The 19,969-nt window shown below is 72.1% G+C and carries 16 protein-coding genes; 2 read left to right on the forward strand and 14 right to left on the reverse strand.

From position 1 onward, the window contains the following. Positions 1–244 precede the first annotated feature (244 nt). Positions 245–1,219, reverse strand: a complete 975-nt coding sequence (locus ABT057_RS06975; RefSeq protein WP_352341411.1) for a 2-hydroxyacid dehydrogenase — start codon at positions 1,217–1,219, stop codon at positions 245–247. A 73-nt stretch (positions 1,220–1,292) separates the two neighbouring features. Between ABT057_RS06975 and ABT057_RS06980 the strand changes: the two genes are divergently transcribed. Next, complete coding sequence (locus ABT057_RS06980; RefSeq protein ID WP_352341412.1) at positions 1,293–2,288, forward strand: aldo/keto reductase; 996 nt, start codon at positions 1,293–1,295, stop codon at positions 2,286–2,288. A gap of 107 nt (positions 2,289–2,395) precedes the next feature. Next, complete coding sequence (locus ABT057_RS06985; RefSeq protein WP_352341413.1) at positions 2,396–3,556, forward strand: PQQ-dependent sugar dehydrogenase; 1,161 nt, start codon at positions 2,396–2,398, stop codon at positions 3,554–3,556. A 6-nt stretch (positions 3,557–3,562) separates the two neighbouring features. Here the strand turns inward: ABT057_RS06985 and ABT057_RS06990 are convergent, their stop codons facing one another. The 13 genes from ABT057_RS06990 to ligA form a co-directional block, all read right to left on the reverse strand. Then, positions 3,563–3,781 carry a DUF6191 domain-containing protein gene (locus tag ABT057_RS06990; protein WP_352341414.1) on the reverse strand — a complete coding sequence of 73 codons (219 nt, stop codon included), beginning with the start codon at positions 3,779–3,781 and terminating at the stop codon, positions 3,563–3,565. Positions 3,782–3,817: 36 nt separating this feature from the next. Next, positions 3,818–6,814, reverse strand: a complete 2,997-nt coding sequence (locus ABT057_RS06995) for a helix-turn-helix transcriptional regulator (protein WP_352341462.1) — start codon at positions 6,812–6,814, stop codon at positions 3,818–3,820. Positions 6,815–6,900: 86 nt separating this feature from the next. Continuing rightward, a complete protein-coding gene (locus tag ABT057_RS07000; RefSeq protein WP_352341415.1) occupies positions 6,901–7,101 on the reverse strand; it encodes a hypothetical protein in 201 nt (66 codons plus the stop codon). A gap of 196 nt (positions 7,102–7,297) precedes the next feature. Further along, positions 7,298–7,912, reverse strand: a complete 615-nt coding sequence (locus ABT057_RS07005; RefSeq protein ID WP_352341416.1) for a hypothetical protein — start codon at positions 7,910–7,912, stop codon at positions 7,298–7,300. 45 nt (positions 7,913–7,957) lie between these two features. Beyond that, the gene (locus ABT057_RS07010; protein WP_352341417.1) at positions 7,958–8,533 is read right to left on the reverse strand and encodes a GNAT family N-acetyltransferase; all 576 of its coding nucleotides are present in this window, start codon (positions 8,531–8,533) and stop codon (positions 7,958–7,960) included. Further along, positions 8,511–10,727 (reverse strand): MMPL family transporter, encoded by a 2,217-nt coding sequence (locus ABT057_RS07015; RefSeq protein WP_352341418.1) that lies wholly within the window; start codon positions 10,725–10,727, stop codon positions 8,511–8,513. Before ABT057_RS07015 ends, ABT057_RS07010 begins: the two co-directional genes overlap by 23 nt. A gap of 216 nt (positions 10,728–10,943) precedes the next feature. After that, complete coding sequence (locus tag ABT057_RS07020; protein ID WP_352341419.1) at positions 10,944–11,252, reverse strand: hypothetical protein; 309 nt, start codon at positions 11,250–11,252, stop codon at positions 10,944–10,946. 86 nt (positions 11,253–11,338) lie between these two features. After that, positions 11,339–12,853, reverse strand: coding sequence for an Asp-tRNA(Asn)/Glu-tRNA(Gln) amidotransferase subunit GatB (gatB, locus tag ABT057_RS07025; RefSeq protein ID WP_352341420.1), 1,515 nt, complete (start codon positions 12,851–12,853; stop codon positions 11,339–11,341). A gap of 15 nt (positions 12,854–12,868) precedes the next feature. Beyond that, the gene (locus ABT057_RS07030; RefSeq protein WP_352341421.1) at positions 12,869–13,111 is read right to left on the reverse strand and encodes a hypothetical protein; all 243 of its coding nucleotides are present in this window, start codon (positions 13,109–13,111) and stop codon (positions 12,869–12,871) included. Beyond that, entirely contained in the window at positions 13,108–14,601 is a 1,494-nt protein-coding gene (gatA, locus tag ABT057_RS07035) for an Asp-tRNA(Asn)/Glu-tRNA(Gln) amidotransferase subunit GatA (protein WP_352341422.1), read from the reverse strand. The genes ABT057_RS07030 and gatA overlap by 4 nt, the downstream gene beginning before the upstream one ends. Positions 14,602–14,606: 5 nt before the next feature. Next, a complete protein-coding gene (gene gatC / locus ABT057_RS07040) occupies positions 14,607–14,903 on the reverse strand; it encodes an Asp-tRNA(Asn)/Glu-tRNA(Gln) amidotransferase subunit GatC (protein ID WP_018531282.1) in 297 nt (98 codons plus the stop codon). 266 nt (positions 14,904–15,169) lie between these two features. Next, positions 15,170–17,479, reverse strand: coding sequence for a putative bifunctional diguanylate cyclase/phosphodiesterase (locus tag ABT057_RS07045; protein ID WP_352341423.1), 2,310 nt, complete (start codon positions 17,477–17,479; stop codon positions 15,170–15,172). Positions 17,480–17,757: 278 nt separating this feature from the next. Beyond that, a complete protein-coding gene (ligA, locus tag ABT057_RS07050; protein WP_352341424.1) occupies positions 17,758–19,962 on the reverse strand; it encodes an NAD-dependent DNA ligase LigA in 2,205 nt (734 codons plus the stop codon). Positions 19,963–19,969: the final 7 nt, after the last annotated feature.

Genomic DNA, 19,969 nt, shown 5'->3' on the forward strand with positions numbered 1-19,969 from the left:
GCCAGGGCCGTCGGCGGCGGTTCCGCCGCGTCGGGTCGTTCGTCCATAGGCCGTGCATCGCCCGTCGCCCCCCTCACAAGTCTGAAATGTCCATCCCAGGCGCCGAAAGGTCGCGGCGCAGCCCCTGTCGGGACGATACACCAGTCTCGTCACTCAGGGACATAGGTTCTCTACGCTCCGTGACGATCATCGGCATATGCGTACCCGCCGCGTCCGGGGGACTGCGGAGGGTGCCCGAACCGGACTACGCGCCTGCCTCGCCCGTAGTCAGGATCACGTGGCGCAGGGGCTGCCGGTTCACGAAACGGCCCAACTGGTCCACCAGCAGCCGCTTGGCGCGCGGCAGGAACGCCGAGGTGGGGCCGCCCACGTGCGGGCTGATCAGCACGCCGGGCGCGTGCCACAACGGGTGGCCCGGGGGCAGGGGTTCGGGGTCGGTGACGTCCAGGGCGGCGGTGATCCGGCCGGTCTCCAGTTCGGAGAGCAGCGCCTTGGTGTCGACGACGGGGCCGCGGGCCACGTTGACCAGCAGCGCGCCGTCCTTCATCCGGGCCAGGAAGTCGGCGCCGACGATCCCGCGGGTGCTCTCGGTGAGCGGCGTCGACAGGATGACGACGTCCGCCTCGGGCAGGAGCGCGGGCAGATCGGTGAAGGGGTGCACAGGCCCGCGCGCCGTCGCACGCTGGGAGCGCGCGACGCGTGCCACGCGCGCCACCTCGAAGGGCACGAGCCGGTCCTCGATGGCCTCGCCGATCGCCCCGTACCCGACGATGAGCACGTTCCTGTCGGCGAGCGCGGGACGGAATCCGCCCTCCCAGTGCCCGCGGTCCTGGGCGCGCACGAACTGCGGGATCCCGCGCAGCGAGGCGAGCGTCAGGGTGAGCGCGAGCTCGGCGGTGCTGGCGTCGTGCACCCCGCGCGCGTTGCACAGCTGAACGCCGGGCACGAGGTCCGCCAGCCGCTCGGTGATGTCGTCGACCCCCGCGGTGAGCGTCTGCACGACCCGCAGGTTCCGCATCTCCGCCAACGGTCGTACCTTCACCTGCTGCCGCTTCATGTAGGGCACCACATAGACGGCGCATGCGCCGGGGTCCCCCGGGAACGGCTGACCGCCGTCCTCTCCCCCGTCCCAGAAGAGGTAGTCGAGTCCGTCGGGGAGACCGTCGATCTCCTCCGGGGGGATGGGCAGCCATACGTCACGCGGTGCGTCGATGCTCATGCCAGGAGGCTAATTGAGGTACGCGCGTGTGCAGAGGTTAGGTTGGAGGTCGGAAAGGGAGGGTCGCGGGTCGGTGGAGCGCAGGACTGTTGGTGCGGGGGCGCTCTCGGTGGGGGCCGTGGGACTCGGGTGCATGCCGATGAGCTGGGGGTACAGCGGGTCGCGACAGCGGGGCGACGAGTCGCTCAGGGCGGTGCACCGGGCGCTCGACCTGGGGTCGACCCTGCTGGACACGGCCGACATGTACGGCCCGTTCACCAACGAGCTCCTGGTGGGGCGGGTGCTGAAGGAGCGGCGCGGGGACGCGTTCGTGTCGACGAAGGTCGGTCTGCTCGTGGGTGAGCAGCACATCGTGGCCAACGGCCGCCCGGGATACGTGAAACGGGCCTGCGACGCGTCGCTCAGGCGGCTGCAGACGGACGTCATCGACCTCTACCAGCTGCACCGCGCCGACCCGGAGGTCCCCGTCGAGGAGACGTGGGGCGCGATGGCGGACCTCGTCCGGGCGGGCAAGGTACGGGCGTTGGGGCTGTGCGCGGTGGGCGCGCGGGGCGGCCGCCGCTCGGGCGGCCTGCACGACGGGACGATCCGGCAGTTGCGACGGGTGCAGCAGGTCTTCCCGGTGAGCGCGGTGGAGGCCGAGCTGTCGGTGTGGTCACCGGACGCGCTGGACACCCTGCTGCCGTGGTGCGAGGAGCGCGGAGTGGGTTTTCTGGCGGCGATGCCTCTGGGGAACGGTTTCCTCACCGGCACGCTGACTCCGGGCCAGGGCTTCGAGCCGGACGACATGCGGGCCCGGCACCCCCGTTTCACCGCCGAGATGATGGCCGCGAACCAGCCGATCGTCGCCGGGCTGCGCCGGGTGGCCGCGCGGCACGGGGACGGCGTGACGGCGGCGCAGGTGGCGCTGGCATGGGTGCTGGCGCAGGGGCGGCACGTGGTGCCGGTGCCGGGGGCGAAGCAGGCCCACTGGGTCGAGGAGAACGCGGGCGCGGCGGCGCTGCGGCTGACCTCACGGGATCTCGTGGAGGTGGCGGAACTGCCGGGCGCGCGGGGATCGTGGGAATAGGTGCCGCTTTCGGGTGGGGTCGCCGGCGATCGGGAACCCGTGGGGCGCGAGCGTCGTAGGGACAAGTGGGGGCGGCCTCAGGACCGCCGCGTCGAAGGGAGCGGATCGTGCAACGACGGACGGTGACCGCCGTGTTGGCCTCGGGTGCGCTGCTGTTGACGGCCGGCTGCTCCTCCGGCGACGGGGGGTCGTCCGGGAGTGGCCCGACCGCCTCCGCCAGCCGTTCGACGGTGGAGGGCTCGTCCTCGCCGAGCGCCGAGGAGACCCCGCCCGCGAAGGGCACGGTGAAGGTGGTGCGGACGGTCGCCGAGGGCCTGGACTCCCCGTGGGGTCTGGCCCCGCTCCCCGAGGGCGGCCTGCTGGTCGCCTCCCGCGACGAGGGGACGATCACTCACGTCGACGCGGAGTCCGGGAAGAAGACCGAGGCCGGCGAGGTCCCGGGTGTCTCCGCGGCAGGCGAGGGCGGTCTGCTCGGCCTCGCCCTCTCCCCGGACTACGCGTCGGACCACATGGTCTACGCGTACTTCACCTCGGCCTCGGACAACCGCATCGTGCGCATGCTCTACGACGCGAAGCGCCCCGCCGGCGATCAGCTGGGCGCCCCGGACACGGTCTTCAAGGGCATCCCCAAGGGCGTGATCCACAACGGCGGCCGGATCGCCTTCGGCCCGGACGGAATGCTGTACGCGGGAACGGGCGAGAGCGGCGACCGGGGGCTGTCCCAGGACCGCAAGTCCCTGGGCGGCAAGATCCTGCGCCTGACCCCCGAGGGCGAGGCGGCCCCGGGCAACCCCTTCCCCGGCTCCCCCGTCTACTCGTACGGCCACCGCAATGTGCAGGGACTGGCCTGGGATCCCGAACAGCGGCTGTTCGCCTCGGAGTTCGGCCAGGACACCTGGGACGAGCTGAACGCGATCGTGCCGGGCGGCGACTACGGCTGGCCGGTGGCCGAGGGCGAGTCCGACGACGCGAAGTACCGCAACCCGATAGCCCAGTGGCACACCGACGACGCCTCCCCCAGCGGCATCGCCTACGCCGAGGGTTCGATCTGGATGGCCGGGCTGAAGGGCCGGCGGCTGTGGCGGACACCCCTGAAGGGCACCGAGGCCTCGGCCGACCCCCAGTCCTTCCTCCAGGGTGAGTACGGCCGGCTGCGCACGGTGGTCGCGGCGGGCGGCGACAAACTCTGGGTCACCACCAGCAACACGGACGGCCGGGGCACCCCGAAGACGGGCGACGACAAGATCCTGGAGCTGCAGGTGAGCTGAGGGCCGTCACCCCTCCGGGCCGGAACCGCGGTCGGAGTCTGGGTCGAGGTCGGGGTCGGGGCCGGGCTGAGGCAGTCGTACGACGACCTTCCCGGACGCCAGGTCTATCGGCCCCCGCCCCGGATCCCCGTCCCCCACGTCCTCCCGGGTCAGCTCCAGCCGGTTCTGCTCGTCCCGGGTGTGCCTGCGACCCGGCGAGAACAGCTCCTCGAAGGCGTTGAACACGGCTGTTCCTTTCCGGACCGGCGTCGGCTCGTCCCATCATCGCGCGACCAGCCGGTTGTCGGCCTCCGGTGGGAACAGCCCCAGGCGGTGGGCCACCGCCGCCGCCTCCGTGCGGCCCGAGACGCCCAGTTTGGCGAGGATGTTCGAGACATGGACGCTGGCCGTCTTCGGGGAGATGAAGAGCTCCTCGGCTATCTGGCGGTTGGTGCGGCCGGTGGAGACCAGGCGCAGGACGTCGTGTTCGCGGGTGGTGAGGCCAAGGTGCTCGGCGGAGTCGGTGGCGGGACGGCCGGTGAGGGGGATGCGGGCCCGCCGGGCGAGGCGGGTGACCGTTTCGGTGAGGGGGCGGGCACCCAGATGGGTGGCCACGGCGTAGGTGAGACGGAGGAGGTCGGTGGCGCGGGCACGGTCGTCGGCGGCCGCGGAGGCGAGGAGCGCCTCGGCCAGGCGGTACCGGGTGCGGGCGAGGTCGTAGGGGCGTTCCAGCTGCTCGAAGGCGGTGACCGTCTCGGACCAGTCGCCCGGGTCGTCGCGGCCTTCGGCGCGGTGGAGCTCGGCGCGCAGCCACAGCGCGTGGGCCTGCCACACGGGGGCGAGGGTGGCGAGCTGTCTGGCCGCCTCGCGGATCCGGGCGAGGAGGCCGGTGGCACAGCCGGCTTCGGCGGCGGTGACCAGCAGGGGCCAGGCGTAGCGCTGGGCGCCGGGCGGGAAGCCGGCGTCCAGGGCGCGTTCGAGATGGGCCCGGGCGTCGTCGGGACGGTTCTCGGCCGTGGCGAGGGCGATGGCGTGGCGGGCGAGGGGCAGGCGGTGCTGGGGTGCGTGTTCGTGGGAGTCGAAGAAGCCCCACGCGGCGGTCAGCCGGCCGCCCGCCTCGGTGAGGTCTCCGCGGGCGAGGGCGAGTTCGGCGCTGAGGGTGGCGTGCAGGCCCTTCGGCCCGACGCCCTGGCCGATGCGTCCCGTGGCGGCGGCCGCCCCGCCGGCCTCCTCCCAGCGGCCCAGGGAGAACAGGGACTCGGCGAGGTTGCCGTACACCCAGGCCTCGGTGTCGGGCAGTCCCTGCCGCCGGGCGTAGGCCAGCCCCTCCTCCAGGATCGGCACGGCCTCCCCGGAGCGGCCGACCGCCTCCAGTTCGGTGGGGAGGTTCACATAGACGTTCAGCGCGACGGAGGGGATGTCCTCCGTCAGCGCCCGGTCCTTGAGCTCGTACAGCTCGGTGAGTCCGGCCTCGATGTCGCCGGACTCGACCTTGAGGACGCCCAGGATCTGGCGCGCGTTGAGTTCGGTCTCGCGGGCGTCGACCAGCCGGGCGTACTCCACCGCGCGCTCGGCGTCCCGGTAGGCGTCGGGTCCCGGGGCGTGCAGCGCGGACCAGTTGGCGGCGTGGGTGAGGACCTCGGCGTGCACCTCTCCGGGCGGCAGGCCGCGCATCAGGTCCTGCGCCCTGGCCAGTTCCTCGCGGCCGCTGCCCCGGCCCAGGGAGCGCACCAGCCGGGAGCGCTGCACCCAGAACCAGGCGGCGCGCTGGGGGTCGTCCTCGTCGTGCAGCATGCGCTGGGCCCGCTTGGTGATCTTCAGCGCGCGTTCGCGCTCCCCGCAGCAGCGGCCGGCGACGACGGCCTCGGCCATGAGGTCGAGGTAGCGCAGCGGGGTGGTGGCGGGGTCGCAGCCGCAGGGAGGGTAGGCCTCGGTGTAGTCGACGGGGCGCAGCCGGGCCCGGACGTCCGCGGGGGCCGTCTCCCACAGCTCCATCGCCCGTTCCAGAAGCCGCAGTTGCTCGCTGTAGGCGCGCCGGGAGCGGGCCTCGACCGAGGCGTCCAGGACGGCCGGCAGGGCTTTGGCCGGGTCGTGGGCGTGGTACCAGTAGCTGGCCAGCCGCATCACGCGTTCGTCGGCGGGGACCAGGGTCGGGTCGGCTTCCAGGGCCTCGGCGTAGCGGCGGTTGAGCCGGGAGCGTTCGCCGGGCAGCAGGTCGTCGCTGACGGCCTCGCGGACCAGGGAGTGGCGGAAGCGGTAGCCGTCGCCGCCGGGGGCGGCGAGCAGGAGGTTGGCGTTCACGGCGGCCCGCAGCGCCTCGATCAGGTCGTCCTCGGTGAGCCGGGCGACGGCGGCCAGCAGCCGGTACTCGACGGTGGAGCCGCCCTCGGCGACGATCCGGGCCACTCGCTGCGCGCTCTCGGGCAGCGTCTCGACGCGGACCAGGAGCAGGTCGCGCAGGGAGTCGGTGAGGCCGGTGCAGCAGCCCTCGTGGGCGGCGACGGCGAGTTCCTCGACGAAGAAGGCGTTGCCGTCGGAGCGTTCGAAGATGTCGTCGACCTGGGCGGGGTCGGGTTCGGCGGCGAGGATGCCGGCGATCTGGCGGCCGACCTCGTCGCGGGTGAAGCGGGCGAGTTCGAGGCGCTGGAGGGTGCGCAGCCGGTCGAGTTCGGCGAGCAGGGGGCGCAGTGGATGGCGGCGGTGGATGTCGTCGGCGCGGTAGGTGGCGAGGACGACGAGCCGGCCGGTGCGCAGGGTGCGCAGCAGGTAGGACAGCAGATGGCGGGTGGAGGCGTCGGCCCAGTGCAGGTCCTCCAGGGCGAGGACGACCGTGCTGTGCTCGGCCACCCGCTCCAGGAGGCGGGCGGTGAGCTCGAAGAGGCGGGCCATGCCCGCCTCGTCGTGGCGTCCGGCGCGGGTCTCGGCCACTTCGGGCAGCAGCCGGGCGAGTTCCTGTTCCTGGCCGGCCGCGGCGGCGGCGAGTTCGTCGGGCAGGGCGCCGCGCAGGGCGCGCAGGGCGGTGGAGAACGGGGCGAACGGCAGCCCGTCCGCGCCGATCTCGACACAGCCGCCGAGCGCGACGACGGCCCCGTCGCGGCGGGCGGCGGCGGCGAACTCCTCGACGAGGCGGGTCTTGCCGACCCCGGCCTCCCCGCCGATCAGGAACGCCTGTGGCTCCCCGGCGCCGGCGCGGGAGAGCCCTTCGCCGAGGATGTCCAACTCGTCGCCGCGGCCGACGAAGACGGGGCTGACAGACCTGGTCTCCACGGGACCGAGCATCGCACGCGGGGGCACGGCCGGCCCACTCCTCAGCGGTGCCGGAGGGCGGCCGACCCCCGTGCGGCCGCCCTGCCCGACGCCGGTGTTCACGCGGGCCGGGCGAACCGGAGCCGGCGCAGGCGCGGGCTGGGGGACTCGCCCTCGTCGCGGGCGCTCTCCCTCGCGGCGTGCTCGGCGGCCTCGCGGCGGGCGGCGCGGCGGGCTCGGACGGCCTCCCGGGCCTGCCGCTCGTGCTCGGCCCGGCGGATGAGTTCGGCGGAACGGGCCTGGTACTCGTACTCGTACATGGTGGATGTCCCCTGTGGATCGAAGGCGGCTTCGCTCGTTGCGATGCCTCTACCTTCGTCTCCCGGGTGGGGCCGCCACATCGGGAGAGTTCCGCATCTTCGGCGGGGTTCGGGGCCTTAGGGACGGCACGAGGGGCCTCAGCCCGGCCGTAAGGTGCTTACGGCCGGGCTAAGACCCCTCGTGGCCTGCGCGGACTCAGCTCGCGGAGGGCAGTCCCAGCAGGGCGTCGGTGTACTTGAGGACGGCCAGGAGCAGACCGATGACACCGAGCGCGACGCCGGCCCAGGAGACCGACTTGATCCAGGCGGCCTGCGGCCGGCCCGGGGTGCCGAAGGCGGGGCGGGCCAGCACGAAGACGCCGGTGACCAGGGCGGCCAGCGCGAACAGGCCGGCCCACAGGGCGGTGGTCTGCCAGGCGTCGCCGTAGACCGCCTGGATCTGCTTGGCGACGCTCGCGTTCGACGAGGTCCCCAGCTGACCGACCAGGGTCTGGCGGGCGCCGGCGACGGTGCCGATCCAGCTGCCGCTGAGCGACACGAGGCCGAGCACGGCGGAGACGACGGCGCCGGCGCCCTGGCCGACGCCGGTGGCGCCCTCGGCCGCGGCCTCGCCGTCCGTGAGTTCGTCCTCGGCGGTGAGCTCGTCGCCGTCCCCGAGGACGTCGTCGGACGCGTCGGAGGCGGCGGCCGCCTCGGTCTCGGTCACGTCCGCGGACGCGTCGGTCTTGGTGATGGTGTCCACCGTCTTCTCGTCGCTCTTGGCCTCGGTGCCGGTCTCTGTGCCGGCCTCGTCAACAGTCTTGGTTCCCATACCTCGCACCGTACGGACGCTCTCTGAGAGGTCTCTTAATGATCGTCAACGCTCTTGGTGAGCGGCACGCGCGCGTGCGTCGCGCCACTCCTGGGCGAGCACGGACCACACTTCGAGGTCGTGCCGCACCCCACGATAGGGGTAGGCCTCCCGGCGGACGCCGTCGCGGGTGAAGCCGAGCCTGCGGGCGACGTTCACACTGTTCACATTCGCGGCCGCCGCGACCCATTCGACGCGGTGGATGCCGCGCCGGTCGACGGCGAAGTCGATCAGCACCCGGATGGCCCGGGTGATCAGGCCCCGGCCGGTGGCCGCGGGCTCCAGCCAGCAGCCGACCTCGCAGTTGGCCTCCGCGGCGGCGAAGTTGAGGAAGAGCACCCCGCCGACCAGTTTGCCCGCCAGCCAGATGCCGTGCAGGGAGCCGGTGTCGGCGGCCCTCATGTCGGCGTACCGCTGGAGCACCTCGCGCGCGCCGGCCACGTCGGCGGCCTTCGAGCCGAAGGGGATGTACTCGTTGATGAACTCCCTGCCGCGTTCCAGGTGCGCGAGGAACTCCTCCGCGTGCCAGATCTCCAGGGGACGCAGTTCGGCTCCGTCGTCACCCAGCGATATCGCGTACATCCGGCTCCCGCCCCTTCTCCAGCTCCTCGACCACGTCGACCGCCTCGCCGAGCCTCTCATGGGCGGCGCGGCACTCGGGCGGTTCGATGCTGATCCGGGGCAGCCGCCGGTCGAGCCAGCGGGGCAGCCACCAGTTGGCGCCGCCGAGCAGATGCATCAGCGCGGGCACCAGGAGGGTCCGCAGGACGAAGGCGTCGAGGGCGACGGCGGCGGCGAGCGCGATGCCGAACATGGCGATCACCCGGTCGCCGCTGAGGACGAAGGCGAGGAAGACGGAGATCATGATGACCGCGGCGGAGTTGATCACGCGGCTGGTCTCGGCGAGGCCGACGCGTACGGCCCGCCGGTTGTCGCCGGTCTCCAGCCACTCCTCGTACATGCGGCTGACCAGGAAGACCTGGTAGTCCATGGAGAGGCCGAAGAGCACCGACACCATGATCACGGGCAGGAAGGGCTCGATCGGCCCGGCCCGGCCGAGGCCGAGGAGTTCGCTCCCCCAGCCCCACTGGAAGATCGCGACGACGACGCCGAAGGCGGCGGCGACGGCGGCCACGTTCATCACGGCGGCCTTGAGCGGGATGCCCACGGACCGGAAGGCGGCCAGGAGCAGCAGACAGCCCAGGCCGATGACGACACCGACGAAGAGCGGGAGCTTGCCGACGATGACGTCGGCGAAGTCGTCGTAGCCCGCCGTGACCCCGCCGACCTGGACGTCGAGGGAGGTCCCGGACTCGGCCCGGGGCAGCACCTCGGTGCGCAGCCGGTCGACGAGCTCGCTGGTGTGCTGCGACTGCGGGGAGGACTCGGGTACGACGGTGAGGTACGCGGTGCGCCCGGCGGAGTCGAAGGTCACCGGCGTCACCGACGCCACGCCCGCGGTGGCGCGCAGGGTGGTGTCCAGGTTGTCGAGGGCGAGCTTGTCCTCGGCGCCGTCGACGCGGGTGACCAGGGTCAGCGGGCCGTTCACACCGGGCCCGAATCCTTCGGCGAGGAGGTCGTAGGCCTGCCGGGTGGTGGCGGTCTCGGGGCCGTTGCCCTGGTCGGAGGTGCCCAGGCGGAGGGAGAACGTGGGCAGGGCGAGGACTGCGATGACGAGGACGGCGAGCGCGCCGAGCAGCTTGGGGTGGCGCTCGACGAAGGCCGACCAGCGGGCGGCGAACCCGGTCGGCAGCTCGGGTTCGGGCCCGTGTTCGGCGAGCCGGCGCCGCTCGCGGCGGCTGAGGGCGCGCGGGCCGATGCGGAAGAGCAGCGCGGGCAGCAGGGTGACGGAGGCCGCGACCGTCAGGACGACGGTCAGGGAGGACGCGATCGCGACGCCGTTCAGGAAGTTCAGGCGCAGGATCAGCATCCCGAGCAGGGCTATGCACACCGTCGCGCCCGCGAAGACGACCGCGCGGCCGGTCGTCGCCACGGCGTTGGTGGCGGCCTCGGCGGGGGTGAGGCCGCGTTTCAGGCCGCGCCGGTGCCTGGTGACGATGAACAGGGCGTAGTCGATGCCGACGCCGAGCCCGATGAGCATGCCGAGCATGGGCGCGAAGTCGGCGACGGTCATGGCGTGGCCGAGGAGCTGGATGCCCGCGTAGGCGGTGCCGACGCCCACCAGGGCGGTGGCGATGGGCAGCAGGGAGGCGGCGAGCGAGCCGAAGGCGAGGAACAGGACGGCCGCGGCGACGACCACGCCGACGACCTCGGCGAGGTGTCCGCCGGAGGACTCGGTGAGCGCGATCGCGCTGCCGCCCAGTTCCACCTGGAGGCCGTCGGTCTCGGCGGCCTTGGCGGTCTTGACGACGGCCCGCGCCTCGCCCTCGTCGATGTCCTCGGCGCGGTCGGTGAAGGTGACCGTCGCGTAGGCGGTGTGCCCGTCCTCGCTGGTCCGCGCGGCGGAGACGGAGCTCACGCCGGGCAGGTCGGCGATCTTCTCCAGGGTGCCGGTCATGGTCTGTTCGACGGCCGCGGCGCGGACGGTGCCCGAGGAGGTGTGCCAGACGACGGTGTCGCTGTCGCCGCCGAGGCCCGGGAAGCCCTCCGTGAGCAGCCGGGTGGCGCGGCCGGACTCGGTGCCGGGGACCTGGTAGTCGTTGGAGTACGCGGAGCCGGTGGCCACGGCGGCGGAGGCCGTGGCGACCAGGGCGAGGAGCCAGAGCAGGATCGTGACGAGGCGGTTGCGTACACACCAACGTGCGAGGGCTGCCACTGACGTGCTCCCGGGGTGAATTGTGGATCTTTGACCGGGAACAGTGGTGAAAAGTTCGTGTCCGAACTGAACGGCCCGCAAAGAACGTATGAGCAATGCGGGATCACTCTCGCAGGCGAGGGAGATCGTTTGAGCCGTTCGTGCGTCTTTTCACATGAGTGGGAGACAGATCACAGGACAATAACGACGGCGGTGTCAGGCCCGGTCAGGGGCACGTCAGTCCAGTTGGTCGCCGAACGCCATCACCATCACCCCGACGACGAGCAGCCACAGGGCGCGCCGGGTACGGCCGCGGGAGCCCAGGAACGCGGCGAGGGCGCAGACCGCGGCGCCGAGGGCGTAGGCCGCCGGCACCAGGGCCGGGGCGGAGCCGGTCAGACGCATGAGGGAGGCGGCGAGGCCGGCCAGGGTGAGGAGGGCACCGGTGACGGTGGCCGTCCAGCGGGCGCGGCGGGCATCCTCGTAGCCGTACTCCATGGGGTCCTCTATGTCGCCTTGTGGGTCTGAGTCGGTGCGTGCACTCATGGCCGGGGAGCGTAGCGCTTCCGGCTGAGAGACGCGGAGGGGGCGCCTCCGTTCCCGGACGCGCCCCCTCCGTGGGTTACCCGAGGTCAGCCCTCGCCGACCCCCAGCTTCTCCAGGATCAGCTCCTTGACGCGGGCCGCGTCGGCCTGGCCGCGGGTGGCCTTCATCACGGCGCCGACCAGGGCGCCGGCCGCGGCCACCTTGCCGCCGCGGATCTTGTCGGCGACACCCGGGTTGCCGGCGATGGCCTCCTCGACGGCGGCGGTCAGGGCGCCCTCGTCGGAGACGACCTTCAGGCCGCGCTTGTCCACGACCTCGTCCGGGGTGCCCTCGCCCGCGAGGACGCCCTCGATGACCTGACGGGCCAGCTTGTCGTTGAGGTCGCCCTTGCCGACCAGCTCGGCGATCCGGGCGACCTGCCCGGGCGTGATGGCCAGTTCGTCCAGGGCCTTGCCCGACTCGTTGGCGCTGCGCGCCAGCTCGCCCATCCACCACTTGCGGGCGGAGGCCGCGTCGGCCCCGGCGTCGATCGTGGCGACGATCGGGTCCAGGGCGCCGGCGTTGAGGATGGCCTGCATGTCGGTGACGGAGATGCCCCACTCGGCGAGCAGCCGGGTGCGGCGGGCGAGCGGCAGCTCGGGAAGGCCCGCCCGGATCTCCTCGACCCATTCGCGGGAGGGGGCCACCGGCACCAGGTCCGGCTCGGGGAAGTACCGGTAGTCCTCGGCCTCCTCCTTCACGCGGCCCGAGGTCGTCGACCCGGTGTCCTCGTGGAAGTGCCGGGTCTCCTGGACGATCGTGCCGCCGGAGGACAGCACGGCCGCGTGCCGCATGATCTCGAAGCGGGCCGCGCGTTCCACGGACCGCAGCGAGTTGACGTTCTTCGTCTCGGAACGCGTGCCGAACTTGGCGGTGCCGTTGGGGCGCAGCGACAGGTTCACGTCGCAGCGCATCTGGCCCATCTCCATCCGGGCCTCGGAGACACCGAGCGCCTTGATGACCTCGCGCAGCTCACGGACGTACGCCCGGGCGACCTCGGGAGCGCGCTCGCCCGCACCCTCGATCGGCTTGGTGACGATCTCGATGAGCGGGATGCCGGCCCGGTTGTAGTCGAGCAGCGAGTGCGAAGCGCCGTGGATACGGCCCGTCGCGCCGCCCACGTGGGTCGACTTGCCGGTGTCCTCCTCCATGTGGGCGCGCTCGATGTCCACGCGGAAGGTCTCGCCGTCCTCCAGCTGCACGTCGAGGTAGCCGTTGAAGGCGATCGGCTCGTCGTACTGGGAGGTCTGGAAGTTCTTCGGCATGTCCGGATAGAAGTAGTTCTTCCGGGCGAAGCGGCACCACTCGGCGATCTCGCAGTTCAGCGCGAGACCGATCTTGATCGCGGACTCGACGCCGGTCGCGTTGACGACCGGGAGCGAGCCGGGCAGGCCGAGGCAGGTCGGGCAGGTCTGCGTGTTGGCGCCCTGACCGAGCTCGGTCGAACAGCCGCAGAACATCTTGGTCTTGGTGCCGAGTTCGACATGGACCTCGAGGCCCATGACGGGGTCGTACGACGCCAGCGCGTCCTCGTACGACACCAGGTCGGTCGTGGTGGTCACGGTCTAACTTCCCTCTCAGCCCAGCAGGACGTCGTCGTCGCCCAGCCGCTTCAGTTCGCGGTACAGGATGGCGAGCCCGGTGACGATGCCGACGGCGGCCACCGTGGCGTCGATCAGCCGCAGTGCGTCCTGCTCGGACCTGGCCTTCTTGATCCGCTTGGCGACACCGAACGCGCCGAAGGCGGTGGTGGCGATGGACACGTACGTACCGGTCTTGGACTTCTGGAAGTCCTTGGCCTTGGACAGCGCCTTGGTCACAGCGACGGAGCCTCCTCGATGAGCGGGTGCCCCCACCTTTCCACGAACGCCGCCTCGACCGCGGCGCCGACCTTGTAGAGACGGTCGTCCTTCAGCGCCGGGGCGATGATCTGCAGGCCCACCGGGAGGTTGTCCTCCGGGGCGAGACCGCAGGGCAGCGACATCGCCGAGTTGCCCGCGAGGTTGGTCGGGATGGTGCACAGGTCGGCCAGGTACATCGCCATCGGGTCGTCGGCACGCTCGCCGATCGCGAAGGCGGTGGTCGGGGTCGTCGGCGAGACGATCACGTCGACCTGTTCGAAGGCCTTCTCGAAGTCGCGCGTGATGAGCGTGCGGACCTTCTGGGCGGAGCCGTAGTAGGCGTCGTAGTAGCCGCTGGACAGGGCGTACGTGCCGAGCATGATGCGGCGCTTGACCTCGGGGCCGAAGCCCGCCTCACGGGTGAGGGAGGTGACCTCCTCGGCCGAGTGGCCGCCGTCGTCGCCGGTGCGCAGGCCGTAGCGCAGGCCGTCGAAGCGGGCCAGGTTGGACGAGCACTCGGACGGCGCGATCAGGTAGTACGCCGACAGCGCGAGGTCGAAGGACGGGCAGTCCAGTTCGACGATCTCGGCGCCCAGCTCCTTCAGCAGCGCGACGGACTCGTCGAACCGCTGGATGACGCCGGCCTGGTAGCCCTCGCCGCGGAACTGCTTGACGACACCGACGCGCATGCCTTCGACGCTGCCGTTGCGGGCAGCCTCGACGACCGGCGGGACGGGGGCGTCGATGGACGTCGAGTCCAGCGGGTCGTGCCCGGCGATGACCTCGTGCAGCAGCGCCGCGTCCAGGACCGTACGGGCGCAGGGACCGCCCTGGTCGAGGGAGGAGGAGAAGGCGACCATGCCGTACCGGGACACCGCGCCGTACGTCGGCTTCACACCGACCGTGCCGGTGACGGCGGCCGGCTGACGGATGGAGCCGCCGGTGTCGGTGCCGATGGCCAGGGGGGCCTGGAAGGAGGCGAGCGCGGCGGAGGAACCGCCGCCCGAGCCGCCGGGGATCTTGGTCAGGTCCCAGGGGTTGCCGGTCGGGCCGTAGGCGCTGTTCTCCGTGCTCGACCCCATGGCGAACTCGTCCATGTTGGTCTTGCCGAGGATGACGACGTCGGCGGCCTTCAGCCTCTTGGTGAGGGTCGCGTCGTACGGCGGGATCCAGCCCTCGAGGATCTTCGAACCGACGGTCGTGGGCACGCCCTCGGTGGTGAAGATGTCCTTGAGCGCGAGGGGGACGCCGGCGAGGGGCCCGAGCTTCTCGCCGCGCTCCCGCTTCTCGTCGACGGCACGCGCCTGGGCGAGGGCGCCCTCGCGGTCGACGTACAGGAAGGCGTGCACCTTCTCGTCGACGGCCTCGATACGGGCGAGGTGGGCCTCGGCGACCTCCACGGCCGTGAGCTCGCCGGAGGCGATCTTCGCGGCGGTCTCGGCGGCCGTGAGCTTGATGATCTCCGTCATTGTGGTTAGTCCTCCCCCAGGATCTGCGGCACCTTGAAACGCTGCTGCTCCTGGGCCGGGGCGCCGGAGAGCGCCTGCTCGGGGGTGAGCGAGGGACGGACCTCGTCCGCCCGCATGACGTTCGTCAGCGGGAGCGGGTGCGAGGTCGGCGGTACGTCTTGGTCGGCGACCTCGCTGACGCGGGCGACCGCGCCGATGATGTCGTCCAGCTGTCCCGCGAAGTGGTCGAGCTCTTCGGGCTTCAGCTCCAGACGCGCCAGCCGGGCGAGGTGGGCGACCTCCTCGCGCGTGATGCCAGGCATGCAGCGTTCCTCTGGGGTGAGTGAGTGTGGTTTGGGGCCAATCCTAGGGTGCCGGGGCGCATGACCGTGACTGGGTTTGCCCGGGGGCTCGGTCCCAGGCCTAAGCCCGCGCCCCGGCGAAGACGGGCGGCGCGAGGCCCACCAGACCGAAGGTGCCGTCTCTGAGCCCCTTGATCGTCAGGTGGGCGAGGTGTACACCGCGTTCGCGCGGTGGCGGCCCGCGCTGTACGACGGGATGTTCACGCACACCGTGCCCGGGGCGCGGGTCAGTCGTCCGTCGCGGCTGCCGGGAGGGCCGCCGCCGGGCGCTGCCAGCCTCGGGAGCCGCGGGCGCGCAGCCAGGCGGTCGTCTCGTCGGGGGGCATCGCCGCGGCCACCAGCCAGCCCTGCACGGCGTCGCAGCCCAGGTCGCGGAGCCGTTCCCAGGTCTCGTCGTCCTCGACGCCCTCCGCGACGACGAGGAGCCCGAGGGAATGCGCGAGGTCGACCGTGCAGCGCACGATCTCCGCGTCCTCGGTGTCGACGGCCAGCCGGGCCACGAAGGAGCGGTCGATCTTCAGCTCGCTGACCGGCAGGCGGCGCAGGTGCACCAGCGAGGAGTAGCCGGTGCCGAAGTCGTCCAGGGACATCTTGACGCCGTGGCCGGTCAGGCCGTTGAGGGTGTCCGCGGCGCGCTGCGGGTCCTCCAGCAGCACGTGCTCCGTTATCTCCAGTTGGAGCGCTCCCGCGGGGACACCGTGCCGGGCGAGGCGCGCGGCGACGGATCCGGCGAAGCCGGGGGTGTGCACGTCACGCGGGGAGACGTTCACCGCGACCGGCACGTACAGCCCCTGCGCCCGCCACTCGGCGACCTGGCCGAGCGCCGTCTCCAGGACATATTCGGTGAGATGCGGCATCAGGCCCGACGACTCGGCGATCGCTATGAACTCGTCCGGCGGAACCTTCCCGCGCTCCGGGTGCACCCAGCGGACCAGGGCCTCGAGGCCCGCCACCTGGCCGTCGAAGCGGACCTTCGGCTGGTAGTGCAGCTGCACCTCGTGCGCGTCCAGCGCCCGCCGCAGATCGCCGAGGAGACCGAGCCGGTCGGGGGTGTTGGAGTCCCGCTTGGACTCGTAGACCTCGACGCCCGTACGGTCCCGTTTGGCCTGGTACATCGCCACGTCGGCCCGGCGCAGCAGGCCCTCCGCATCCAGCGCGTGGTCGGGGAAGACGGCGACGCCCGCGCTGGCCTCGAGGACCAGCGTGAGTCCGTCGAGGTCGAGCGGCGAGCTGAGCGCGGAGACCAGCGCCCGGGCGACCCGGGTCGCGGAGGTGGTGGAGTCGGCGACCGGGAGTAACACGGCGAACTCGTCGCCGCCCAGCCGCGCGACCTCCGCGCCGCGCGGCAGGGCGACCCGCAGCCGTTCGGCTATCTGGAGGAGGAGCCGGTCGCCGGCGAGGTGCCCGAGGGTGTCGTTGACCGAGCGGAAGCGGTCGAGGTCGATCAGCATCAGGGCGGCGCGGGCGCCGATGCGCTCGGCGTCGTCCAGCGCGGTCCAGATGCGCTCCAGCAGCCACTGCCGGTTGGGCAGCCCGGTCAGCGGGTCGCGCAGTTGCTCCTCGGCTCGGGCCCGGGCCATCCAGAGGGTGGAGTCGAGGGCGATCAGCGGGATCGCGAAGAGGGGCAGCAGGATCGGCTTGGCCACGGCCACCACGCAGACCAGCGGCGCGATGCCGAGCAGGGCCACCGCGACCAGGCCCTGCCTGACCAGGGCGGTGCGGGCGACAGTCGGGAGTCCGCCGGAGCGGGGGGCGTGCAGGTACCAGAGCAGGACGCGGGTGACGGCGAGGTAGGCGACGGCGACCAGGACCACCTGGGGGCCGGTGTAGACCGTCCAGGTGTCGGGGTACCAGGGGTGCTCGACGGACGGCACCCGCCCGCACGCGGCCAGCAGCAGCGCGCCGCCGCCGATGCCGAGGATGTCCACCGCGCCGTGCAGCACGCCCTGCCGCCAGCGGCCCCGCCTGGCTATGCCGACCAGGACGACGACGGTGAGGCTGACCATGCCGGCCGGCACCCAGCCGTACAGCAGCAGAACGGCGAGGGTGAGGGCGGCGCCGGAGCCGGTGCCGCCCCACCAGCGTGCGCGGCCCATCAGGACCAGGTGGCCGACGATGACGCCGGTCAGCAGGGCGAGCGACCAGCCGGTGGTGCCGGACGGGAAGAGGGCGTGGTCGCCGGTGAAGGCCCCGAAGAAGCCGACGCCGAGGGCGAGGGCGGCCGCCCCGACGACCGCCGCGGGCAGCGTGGGCCAGGACAGGTGGCGTTCGGGCTCCGCGCCGGGCAGCCCCGGGTCCCCGCGCAGACCGGAGGTCCCGGAAAGTACCGAGGTGCCCGGCAGGGCGGAACCGGTCCCGGCGGAGGGCTGCGCCGGAGCGCGCGCGGCCGGGGCGGTGTGCGCCGAGTACACCCGCCCGGCGCCCTCCGCTCCCGGCGGCCGCTCGGAACGCCCCGCCCACCGGCTGCCCCACCGGACGCCGACGCCCCGGAGTCTGCGCAGGGGTGAGTCAGGGGCGGCGCTCTCGGTCGGTTCCATTCCCGTCCCTCTCACAGCCGGCGGTGCCCACGCCACGCGGCCCCATGCCCGACAACCCGTGGGCGGCGCCGCGTCGGAAAACCCTTTCCCCGCCCGTCAGGAGCAAGGAAATGCCCCGACCGCAGCTGGGCACGGCAGGCGCACATCTCAACAGTAGGCCGCGGATGGCTTCCACGGGCACCGGTCGTCGACGGTTGCCCGAATGCGCCCTGGCCACCCGTATGCATCTGGTATGCGCCGATCGGGTGACCTTCAACCGCCACGCCGCACCCCTTCTCCTACTCCTCGGCCGGGAGCTCGCCCGGGAGGGCGACCTCGCGGGCGGCGTCCGGACCCTGTTCGAGGAGGACCGTGAAGCCGTCCTCGTCCAGAACGGGCACCTTCAGCTGCATCGCTTTGTCATATTTCGACCCGGGATTGTCGCCCACGACGACGAACGACGTCTTCTTCGACACCGATCCGGTCACCTTCGCTCCACGGCTCTGCAGTGCGTCCTTGGCGCCGTCACGGGTGAAGTGCTCCAGCGTGCCGGTCACGACGACCGTCAGCCCTTCGAGAGGGCGGGGGCCTTCGTCCTCGCCGGTGCCCTCCTCCTCCATGCGGACCCCGGCGGCCCGCCACTTGCGGATGATCTCCTGGTGCCACTCCTCGGCGAACCACTCCTTGAGGGAGGCGGCGATGATCGCTCCGACGCCCTCGGTGGCCGCGAGCTCCTCTTCGCTCGCCTGCTCGATTCGCTCGATCGAGCGGAACTCACGGGCGAGTGCCTCGGCCGCGACCGGCCCGACATGGCGGATGGACAGACCGGTCAGGACGCGGGCGAGCGGGCGCTCCTTGGCCGCCGCGATGTTCTCCAGCATCGCGACCGCGTTCTTCTTCGCCTCGCCCTGCTGGTTGGCGAAGACCGTGGCGATCTTCTCCTCGCCGGTCTTCGGGTCGCGCTTGGGCAGACCGCTGTCCTGGTCGAGGACGTACGCCCGGATGGGCAGCAGCTGGTCGATGGTGAGGTCGAAGAGGTCGCCCTCGTTCCGCAAGGGCGGGTCGGCGGGCTCCAACGGCTTGGTGAGCGCGGCCGCGGCGACATATCCGAAGTGTTCGATGTCAAGGGCCTTGCGGCCGGCCAGGTAGAACAGCCGCTCGCGCAACTGGGCCGGGCAGGTCCGGGCGTTGGGACAGCGCAGGTCCACGTCACCCTCCTTCATCGGCCTGAGCGGCGTACCGCACTCGGGGCACTCGGACGGCATCACGAACTCGCGCTCGGTGCCGTCCCGCAGGTCGGCGACCGGTCCGAGGATCTCCGGGATCACGTCACCGGCCTTGCGCAGGACCACGGTGTCGCCGATGAGGACTCCCTTGGCCTTGACGACGTCCTGGTTGTGCAGGGTCGCGAACTCGACCTCCGAACCCGCCACCGTCACCGGCTCGACCTGGGCGTAGGGCGTCACCCGACCCGTACGGCCCACGCCCACGCGGATGTTGACGAGCTTGGTGTTGACCTCCTCCGGCGCGTACTTGTACGCGATCGCCCAGCGCGGAGCGCGGGCCGTGGAGCCGAGCCGCCCCTGCAGCCGGATCTCGTCGAGCTTGACGACGACACCGTCGATCTCGTGTTCCACGGAGTGGCGGTTCTCGCCGTAGTGGGCGATGAACCGCCGTACGCCGTCGAGGTCGTCGACCACCCTGTTGTGCCGGGAGGTGGGCAGGCCCCAGTCCTCGAGGAGGTCGTAGGCCCGGGAGAGGCGGCCGAGCCCCTCGTAGCCCTCCAGGGCCCCGATGCCGTGGACCACCATGTGCAGCGGGCGGGTGGCGGTGACGCGCGGGTCCTTCTGGCGCAGTGAACCGGCCGCCGCGTTGCGCGGGTTGGCGAAGGGCTTGTCGCCGGCCGCGACCAGCCGGGCGTTGAGCTCCTCGAACTTCTCCATCGGGAAGTAGACCTCGCCGCGGATCTCCACGAGCGTCGGCACCCCGTCGCCCGCCAGCCGGTCCGGGATCTCCGCGATGGTCCGCACGTTGGGCGTGATGTCCTCGCCGGTGCGGCCGTCGCCCCGGGTCGCCGCGCGCGTGAGCCGGCCGTTCTCGTACGTCAGGTTGACGGCGAGGCCGTCCACCTTCAGCTCGCACAGGAAGTGGTACACGGAGGCACCGACGTCCTTGTGGACGCGCTCGGCCCAGGCGGCCAGTTCCAGGTCGTCGAAGGCGTTGTCCAGCGAGAGCATGCGGTCGCGGTGCTGGACGGCCGTGAATTCCGTTTCGTACGCGCCCGCGACCTTCTGGGTGGGCGAGTCGGGCGTACGCAGCTCGGGGTACTGCTCCTCCAGCTCCTCCAGGGCGCGCAGAAGGCGGTCGAACTCCGCGTCGCTGACGACGGGGGCGTCCTTCACGTAGTACCGGAAGCGGTGCTCCTCGATCTGCTCGGCGAGCTGCGCGTGCTGCTCCCGCGCCTCCGAGGTCACCGTCGTCTCCGCTTGCTTGTCGCCGGCCACCGTGTTG

This window comes from Streptomyces sp. NPDC002588, assembly GCF_040295925.1.
Taxonomy (GTDB): domain Bacteria; phylum Actinomycetota; class Actinomycetes; order Streptomycetales; family Streptomycetaceae; genus Streptomyces.